At 69.3% G+C, this 8,284-nt stretch carries 7 protein-coding genes; all 7 read right to left on the bottom strand.

The genetic code is table 11. The features are described 5' to 3' along the window. Positions 1 to 118, bottom strand: a 118-nt coding sequence (locus H7I41_RS14135) for an SDR family NAD(P)-dependent oxidoreductase (protein ID WP_264013227.1), incomplete at its 3' end; no start/stop codon positions are given. Next, entirely contained in the window at positions 115 to 2,442 is a 2,328-nt protein-coding gene (locus H7I41_RS14130) for a CaiB/BaiF CoA transferase family protein (RefSeq protein WP_264013223.1), read from the bottom strand. The genes H7I41_RS14130 and H7I41_RS14135, both read right to left, overlap by 4 nt. Before the next feature lie 5 nt (positions 2,443 to 2,447). After that, entirely contained in the window at positions 2,448 to 3,419 is a 972-nt protein-coding gene (locus H7I41_RS14125; RefSeq protein ID WP_264013222.1) for an enoyl-CoA hydratase/isomerase family protein, read from the bottom strand. 32 nt (positions 3,420 to 3,451) lie between these two features. Beyond that, complete coding sequence (locus H7I41_RS14120) at positions 3,452 to 4,288, bottom strand: mycofactocin-coupled SDR family oxidoreductase (RefSeq protein WP_264013226.1); 837 nt, start codon at positions 4,286 to 4,288, stop codon at positions 3,452 to 3,454. Next, complete coding sequence (locus H7I41_RS14115; RefSeq protein WP_264013221.1) at positions 4,285 to 5,514, bottom strand: cytochrome P450; 1,230 nt, start codon at positions 5,512 to 5,514, stop codon at positions 4,285 to 4,287. The genes H7I41_RS14120 and H7I41_RS14115 overlap by 4 nt, the downstream gene beginning before the upstream one ends. Positions 5,515 to 5,644: 130 nt before the next feature. Beyond that, positions 5,645 to 7,660 carry an NADPH-dependent 2,4-dienoyl-CoA reductase gene (locus H7I41_RS14110; RefSeq protein WP_264013220.1) on the bottom strand — a complete coding sequence of 672 codons (2,016 nt, stop codon included), beginning with the start codon at positions 7,658 to 7,660 and terminating at the stop codon, positions 5,645 to 5,647. Then, a complete protein-coding gene (locus tag H7I41_RS14105) occupies positions 7,657 to 8,226 on the bottom strand; it encodes a PadR family transcriptional regulator (RefSeq protein WP_264013219.1) in 570 nt (189 codons plus the stop codon). Before H7I41_RS14105 ends, H7I41_RS14110 begins: the two co-directional genes overlap by 4 nt. Between the last annotated feature and the right edge of the window lie 58 nt (positions 8,227 to 8,284).

Here is an 8,284-nt window from a genome sequence, read left to right as displayed (position 1 = left end):
GGCGGGCCAGCAGGGCGACCGCGGCACCCTGGGCGGCCAGCATCCGCGCCGTCGCCGCGCCGATGCCGCTGCTGGCGCCGGTCACCAGGGCCACGGTGCCCGCCAGTGCTGCTGTCATCGCATCTCCTGCACGCCGAGGATGTCACCGAACACGTAGTCATTGTGCTCGCCGAGGTCGGGTGCGCCGCGTTCGATGCGGGCAGGGTCGCGGGCCATCCGCCACGAAGGCCCCAGCACTGGCCGCGCGCCTTCGCGGTGGTCGGACACGATGCGGTACAGGCCGCGCTCCCAGAGGCGTTCGTCACCGATCACGTCGAGCGCCGTCGCGCTCTTGGCGGCCGGGACCCCCGCGTCGTGCAGGCGTCGCGCCAGCGGCGCGGCCTCCAGGCCGCGGGTGAGGCGGGCCAGTTCGGCATCCAGTGCGGCGGCATGGCGCAGGCGGTCCGTGGTGGTGCGGTACCGCTCGTCGGCGGCGAGGTCGGCCGCGCCCAGCGCCGCGCACAGTGCCGACCACTCGGCGTCACCGGCGACGGCGATGCTGACCCAGTCGCCACCGGTGCACGGGTAGCAGCCGTGCGGCGCCATGTTGGGGTGCCGGTTGCCCTCCGGTGTGGGCACCCGTCCGGTCAGGTCGTGGGCGAGCAGGGTGTCGCCGATCATCGACGACAGCACCTCGACCGCGGACACGTCGACGTACTGTCCCTCGCCGGTGCGTTCGCGGTGCAGCAGGGCCGCCACGGCGGCGAAGGCGGCGGCGGCGCCGACCGTGGAATCGCCGTAGCGCATGCTGGCGCCCAGTGGCGGGCCACCCTCGTAGCCCACCAGGGAGGCGAGGCCCGCCAGTGCGGCGAAGCACGGCGCGTAGCCGGTCTGGTAGCCGAGCGGACCGTCGTTGCCCCACATCTTGATCGACACCGAGATGATGTCCGGCCTGACGGCGGTGAGGTCTCGGTAGCCGAGGCCCTGGCGTTCCATCGCGCCCGGCCGCAGATTGTTGAGCACGACGTCGCTGCGCGCGATGAGGTCACGCAGCCGCGCCATCCCGTCAGGGGTCTTGATGTCGAGGTCGACGCTGAGGATCTCGGGGTTGATGCTCAGGAAGTAGGGGGCGTGGTTGACGTCGGTGCCGCCGTAGGCCCGCATCTCCTCCGGACGGGCGGCGCTCTCGACCTTGATCACCTCGGCGCCGAGGAACGCCAGCAGCTTCCCGGCATACGGGCCGGCCCACACCTTGGTCAGCTCGACGACGCGCACCCCCGCCAGTGGACCACCGCGCTCCGTCGCCGGCGGCGCGTGCACGGGTGCCGGCCGGACGGGTCGCCGCTCGCCCAGCACCTCGGAAGTGTGGCGGCCGAGAGCCGTTGCCGCGCAGGTGATGTCAGCCGGTGACGCGCTCATCAGGTAGGGGACCGTGGGGTGCTGGCCGACGCCGAGGACCGGATGTGTCACGTCGCGGAAGAAGCCGCGGTGACGGTACTGCGGCGAGCGGTGCAGATCGTCGGCGTCGTTCACGGGCACCAGTGGCACACCGGCGCGCTGCGCCTGCTCGGCTACCGTCTCCCGGCGGCGATCGCGGATCCAGCCGGCGAAGCCGCGGTGGAAGGTGGCGACCTTCTCGGCGGTCACGGAGAACTCCAGCCAGTCGTCCTCGAAGTCGTCCAGCCATGCCGGGTGGTCCATCAGCACCTTGAGGTTCGCCCAGTGGGTGCCGCTGGTCATGTACAGGTAGACATGTCCGTCGGCGCAGGCGAAGAACGACGCCGGGCCCTGCTGGTCGAAGTCGTCGCGGGTGTTCTCCGGTGCGATCTCGCCGCTGAGGAACCTGCCGAGGATGCAGTCGGCGCGCGACACGAGCACGGCCTGCTGCGAGATGTCGACGAACTCACCTGCCCCGCAGCGTGGTCGGGAATACAGGCATGCGGCGACGCACATCGCCGCGTCCAGTCCGGCCTCGTAGTCGGTGAGCAGCCGGCCCGGCGCTTGAAGCGGTGGTCTGGCCGGGTCGGCGTGGCTGGGTGTGTGGAAGCCCCAGCCGCTGCTCTGGAACACGGTGCTGCTGCGCGCATTCTGCGCAGCGGGTGACGCGCCGCGGCCGTACGCCGTCACCGAACAGAACACCACCGCCGGGTGGCGCCGGTACGCCTCGGCGGCCCACTCGGGATCGTGGTCGTCGATGACGGCGTCGGCCGAGGCGACGAGGGCGTCCACGGCCTCGGCGTCGGTGATGCGATCGAGGACGACGGATCGCTTGTTGGTGTTCAGGTAGGCGAACACCACACTCTCGCCGTCGATCAGGGGTGCCATGGCCCGGGTGGGGCTGCCCCGCCCGGGCCGTTCGACCTTCACCACGTCGGCGCCGAAGTCGGCGAGCAGCTTGCCGCAGTACTCGCCGGCCACCGACTCGGCGAGTTCGACGATCCGCAGGCCCTTCAGCGCCGACATGGCGGTCAGGGCTTGGCGCGGCCCGAGCGGCTCAGCCGCCACTCCGGCGGGAAGTTCATGTCGTTGTCCTTGACGACGTTGTTGAGTCCCTTCTCGAAGGTGCCGCCGGTGAGGTCGACCTCGTTGTCGCGGTCGTTGGTGATCATCGGCAGCATGCCCTCGACCATTCCGGTCAGCAGGCTGCCCATGTATTCGCCCTTGTGCTGCTTGTAGATCTCGAGGAACGTCTTCTGCACCGCGACGGTGTCGGTGGGCCGGGACTTCGAGCACGCCATCGCGTACTTGAGGGTCTCCGCCTCGAGGTCCTCGCGCGGCACCACGCTGTTGATGAAGCCGCAGTCGTACATCTCCTTGGCGCTGAACGGCCTACCGGTGAAGAGCATCTCGGAGAACTTGCGCAGTCCCATGGTCTCGGCCCACCACCACAGCCGGGGTCCCCAGCCGACGTAGCGGAACGCCGGATGGCCGAACAGCGCGTCGTCGGACGAGATCACCAGGTCGGCGTCACCGGCCTGGTAGAAGTGCCAGCCGTAGCAGTAGCCCTTAGCCTCGATGATGCTGACCTTGCGGAGCTCCTGCAGCGGACGGTTCCCCGCCGGAGCCTTGGCGTAGAAGTCGGTGACCGTCGACAGGTAGCGGTAGGAGCCGCCGGGCGGGTACTTGACGCTGTCGTCGTTGATGGCCAGCTCGTGCGGCAGCGGCATACCGGGATTCTCGATCATCCCGCGCTGTTCGGGCAGGTCGCCTCCACTGCCGAAATCGTCGCCCTCCCCGCGGATCACGACCACCTTGACGTCGTCGTCGACATTGCACTTGTGGATGATGTCGGCGTAGTTCTGCCGCATGCCCAGCGTCGTGGAGTTGAGCTCCTCGGGCCGGTTGAAGGTGATGTAGGCGATGCGGTTCTTGATGTCCTTCTCGAACTTGATGTACTGCTCGGCTTCCTTCTTCAGCTCTTCGTAGTCGAATTCAGGCATGGGTGTCTCCGCTCACTATTGGGTTCAATCGGTTACTTGAGTAAGCAGCCCGCATCAACGGGCAGCTGAACACCTGTGACGTAACGGGATTCGTCAGAGGCGAGGAACAACACGGCATTGCTGACGTCCTCGGGTTCCACCCACGGGATCGGCAGCGTGTGCATCATCTGGGAGATCGGCGCGAAGTCCTCCGGCCCCGGGTTCTCCTTATGCGGTGCGAACAACCGGAAGGTGGCGTCGTTGATCGCCATGGGCGTGTTGACCTGTGTCGGATGTATGGAGTTGACCCGGATCGAATGTCGGCCCAGCTCGACGGCGAAGGTCCGCATCAGGCCGACGACGCCGTGCTTGGCGGCGATGTAGTGGCCGGTGTGCGGGTGAGCCTTCATGCCGCCCACGGAGCTGGTCAGGATGATCGATCCGCCCCTTGCACCGGAGAGCACGTGCGGCACCGCGGCTTTGACGGTGTGCCAGACGCCGGTGAGGTTGATGTCGATCATGTCCTGCCAGATGTGTTCCCGCAGCTTGTGCAGTTTGTTGCCCGCGTTGCCGATGCCCGCGTTGGCCACCACGATGTCGAGGCGGCCGAGCTGGTCGACACCGTCGGCGAGGGCGGCCGCCAGCGCGTCGTAGTCGCGGACGTCGACCTCCGCGGCGACGATGCGCCGGCCCCGCGCCTCGACGAGGGCCACCGTCTCGGCGAGATCGGCGGGCGTGGATGCGGGATAGACGACGTCGTCGATGGCCCTGCAGATGTCGACCGCGATGATGTCGGCGCCCTCCTGCGCCAGGCGCACGGCGTGGCTGCGACCCTGCCCGCGCGCCGCGCCGGTGATGAACGCGACCTTGCCCTCGACCCGGCCCGTCATGGCAGCAGCGCCGGCATCGATTCCCACCCGCGCACCGTCGACGTCGGGCTGAGTTCGGCGTCGGTGAGGTCGACCTCCCATTCCGGGAAGCGGTCGAGGATCTCGTCGAGCGCGATCCGGCCCTCGAGCCGGGCGAGCGCGTTGCCGAGGCAGAAGTGTGTGCCGACGCCGAATCCGACGTGCTGGTGGGGTTCGCGATGGATGTTGAACGACTCGCTGTCGGGTCCGAACCGGCGTGGGTCGCGGTTGGCGGCGCCGAGCAGCATCATCATCGCGCTGCCTGCCGGAACGGTGTGCCCGTGGTACTCGACGTCGCGGGTGACGTATCGGCTGATGTGCGGGGCGGGCGGTTCGAAGCGCACCAGCTCCTCGATGGCGGCGGGCAGCAGCGTTCGGTTGGCGACCAGGGTGCGGCGCTGGTCGGGGTGTTCGGCGAGCACCTTCCCGGCCCAGCCGAGCAGCCGGGTGGTGGTCTCGGCGCCCGCGGTGGCGATCACCTGGAGGTACAGCAGGAGTTCGTCACGCCGGAGCCGCCGGGTGGCCCCGGTCTCGTCGGCGAACTCGGCGGTGAGCAGTTCGGTCATGATGTCGTCGGACGGGTGCTCGGCGCGCCAGTCGATGTAGGAGGCGAACACCTCCCCGGTGGCGATGGCGCCGTCTGGGTTCTCGGTCATCTTGCCGCCGCGTTCGGTGCGCAGCGTGGAGTCGCCGTGGTCGACGACGTGCTGCTGGTCGGCCTCCGGGATGCCCAGCAGCATGCCGATCACCCGCATCGGCATCTGCGCGCCGAGATCCTTGACGAAGTCGAAGCGGCCCGTCCCGACCAGCGGGTCGAGGCAGCCTGCGGTGAACTCACGGATCTTCGGTTCCAGCGCGCTGACCTTGCGGGGGGTGAAGATCCGTGACAGCAGCTTGCGGTGGATGTTGTGGATCGGCGGGTCCTCGAAGATCAGCGTGCCGGGCGGGATCTCCATCCCGGACTGGATGATCTCGAGCACCGCGCCGCGGGCCGAGCTGAAGGTCTCGTGGTCGATCAGGGCGGCGTCGACGTCGTCGAAGCGGCTGAGTGCGTAGAAGTCGTGCCGGTCGTTGCGGTAGAGCGGCATCTCCTCGCGGATCCGGGCGAACATCGGGTACGGGTCGAGGTTGAGCGCCACGTCGTAGGGGTCGTAGTGGATGTCCGGTCGGGCCCCGTCCAGGACGCCGTCCTCGGTGCTGACTGACACGAGATCCCGCCTTTCCCTGCGGGTTCCACACGCCGATGAGCGGTGCCGACGTGGAACCTCCGCCAGTTTGGCAGGCGGGGCGCGGCTTTCGGGCGATTTACACTTTTCGCTTAAGTCGTCCGCTCACCGGCTAGAGGCGGGCGGCCAGTTCGGTGCCCTGGCGGATCGCCCGCTTGGCGTCCAGCTCGGCGGCGAGCACGGCGCCGCCGATCACGTGCGGTTCGACGCCGCGGCCGCGCAGACCGTGCTCGAGATCGCGCACCGACTCCTGGCCCGCGCAGATCACCACGTTCTCGACGGCGAGCAGCCGGGCGTCGAGGCGCTTGGGACCGAAGCTGATGTGCAGTCCCTCGTCGTCGATCCGCTCGTAGTTGACGCCCGACAGCTGCTGCACGCCTTTGGCTTTGAGCGATGCGCGATGCACCCAGCCGCTGGTCTTGCCGAGCCGGCGGCCCTGCGCGCCCTCGGTGCGTTGCAGCAGGTACACCTCGCGGATCGCCGGCGCGGGGATCGGGGTCACCACGGCGCCGCGGGCCTCTTGCGGGTCCGCCGCACCCCACTCGGCCTTCCACTCCTTGAGGTTCAGCGTCGCCGACTCGTCGGTCACGAGGAACTCGCTGACGTCGAACCCGATGCCGCCGGCGCCGATCACCGCGACCGATCTGCCGACCGGCCTGGCGCCGGTGATCGCCTCGGCGTAGGACAGCACCTTGGGGTGGTCGATGCCCGGGATCTCGGGGATGCGCGGCGTCACCCCGGTGGCCAGCACCACCTCGTCGAACGACGCGAGGTCGTCGACACCTGCCCGGGTGCGCAACCGGACGTCGACGCCGTTCTTGGCGAGCATCGTGGCGTAGTAGCGCAGCGTCTCGGTGAACTCCTCTTTGCCCGGTATCCGCCGGGCCAGGTCGAACTGGCCGCCGACCGCGTCGCCCGCCTCGAACAGCGTGACCCGGTGCCCGCGTTGAGCGGCCGCGACGGCGGTGGCCATGCCTGCCGGTCCGGCGCCGACGACGGCCACCCGCTTGGCCCGTCGCGTCGGGCTCAGCACCAGTTCGGTCTCCCGGCCGGCCACGGGGTTGAGCAGGCAGGACACCTTCTTGTGCACGAACGCGTGGTCCAGGCAGGCCTGGTTGCAGGCGATGCAGGTGTTGATCTCGGCGGCGGCGTCCCCGGCGGCCTTGTTCACCCAGTCGGGGTCCGACAGCAGTGGGCGCGCCATGGACACCAGCTGGACGTGGGTGTCGGTGAGTATCTGTTCGGCGGCCTGGGGCATGTTGATCCGGTTCGATGCGACCACCGGGACGCTCACGTGTTCGGCCAGCGCGCTGCTGATGTCGACGAACGCGCCGCTGGGCACCGACGTGACGATGGTGGGCACCCGCGCCTCGTGCCAGCCGAAGCCGGAGTTGATGATCGTCGCCCCGGCGGCCTCCACCTCGGTGGCGAGCGCGACGATCTCGTCCCAGCTCTGGCCGTCTTCGACGTAGTCGGCCATCGACATCCGGTAGCAGATGATGAAGTCCTCGCCGACCGCGCGTCGGGTGCGCCGGACGATCTCCACCGGGAACCGGCGGCGCTTCTCGGGGCTGCCGCCCCAGGCGTCGGAGCGTCTGTTGGTGCGCGGCGCCAGGAACTGGTTGAGCAGATATCCCTCGCTGCCCATGATCTCGACACCGTCGTAGCCGGCCTCCCTGGCGCGCAGCGCGCAGCGGACGAAGTCGTCGATGGTGCCGTCGACATCGCGCAGCGCCCGCGGCCGGAACGGGTTGATCGGCGCCTTGACGGCCGACGCGCTCACCGAGAACGGGTGGTACGCATAGCGGCCCGCATGCAGGATCTGCAGCAGGATCTTGCCGTCGTGCTCGTGCACCGCCGCGGTGACGTCGCGGTGCCTGCGCGCTTCGGACGACGACGTCAGCTGGGACGCGAACGGCAGCAGCCAGCCGGTGCGGTTGGGTGCATAGCCGCCGGTGACGATGAGTCCGACGCCGCCACGGGCACGTTCGGCGAAGTAGGCGGCGAGCTTGCCGGTGTCGCGGGCCCGGTCTTCGAGGCCGGTGTGCATTGATCCCATCACCACGCGGTTGCGCAGGGTGGTGAAGCCGAGGTCCAGTGGCGACAGCAGCGTCGGGTACGGCGTCATCGGGTCTCCTCGGTTTCGCGCGTCAGGGCGGTGCCCACCTCGTCGAGCCAGTCGATGGCGCTCTCCTCGGCGCGGATGCCGCCGCGCAGCACCAGGTGTTGGTGCAGCGCACTGCCGGTGAGGCGGGTCGGGTCGGGGAACTGGCGCTTCTCGAACATGCGGTAGGTGTCGAGCAACGCCGCACGTTCGGTGCGCAGCGCGGCGACCTGGTCCCGCAGCGCCGCCACGTCGCCGTGGCTTGCGGCGCGGACCTTCACGGCGAGGTCGCGGGTGCGGTTGTCGGCGACCGAGCCGCCGCGTCCGGTCAGCGGCGCGGCGATCCAGCGGGCGAGTTCCGCGCGGCCCTCCTCGGACACGGTGTAGACCTTCTTGTCCGGCCTGCCCTGCTGCACCACGGGGGTGACGTGCACCCAGCCGTTCTCCTCGAGCGTGCGCAGTGTCCGGTAGATCTGCTGGTGGGTCGCGGACCAGAAGTAGCCGATGGAGCGGTCGAAGCGGCGGGCCAGCTCGTAACCCGAACCGCTCTGCTCGCACAGCGACACCAGGATCGCGTGGGGAAGTGCCACCTGCGCACCGTAGAACGCCGGCCGTTCATATGCAACTGAGTGCACAGCACCCGAGTGC

The organism is [Mycobacterium] manitobense, from assembly GCF_025821665.1.
Lineage (GTDB): Bacteria > Actinomycetota > Actinomycetes > Mycobacteriales > Mycobacteriaceae > Mycobacterium > Mycobacterium arseniciresistens.
The sequence above is the reverse complement of the archived record's forward strand: the minus strand, read 5'-3'. Positions and strand labels throughout refer to the sequence as shown.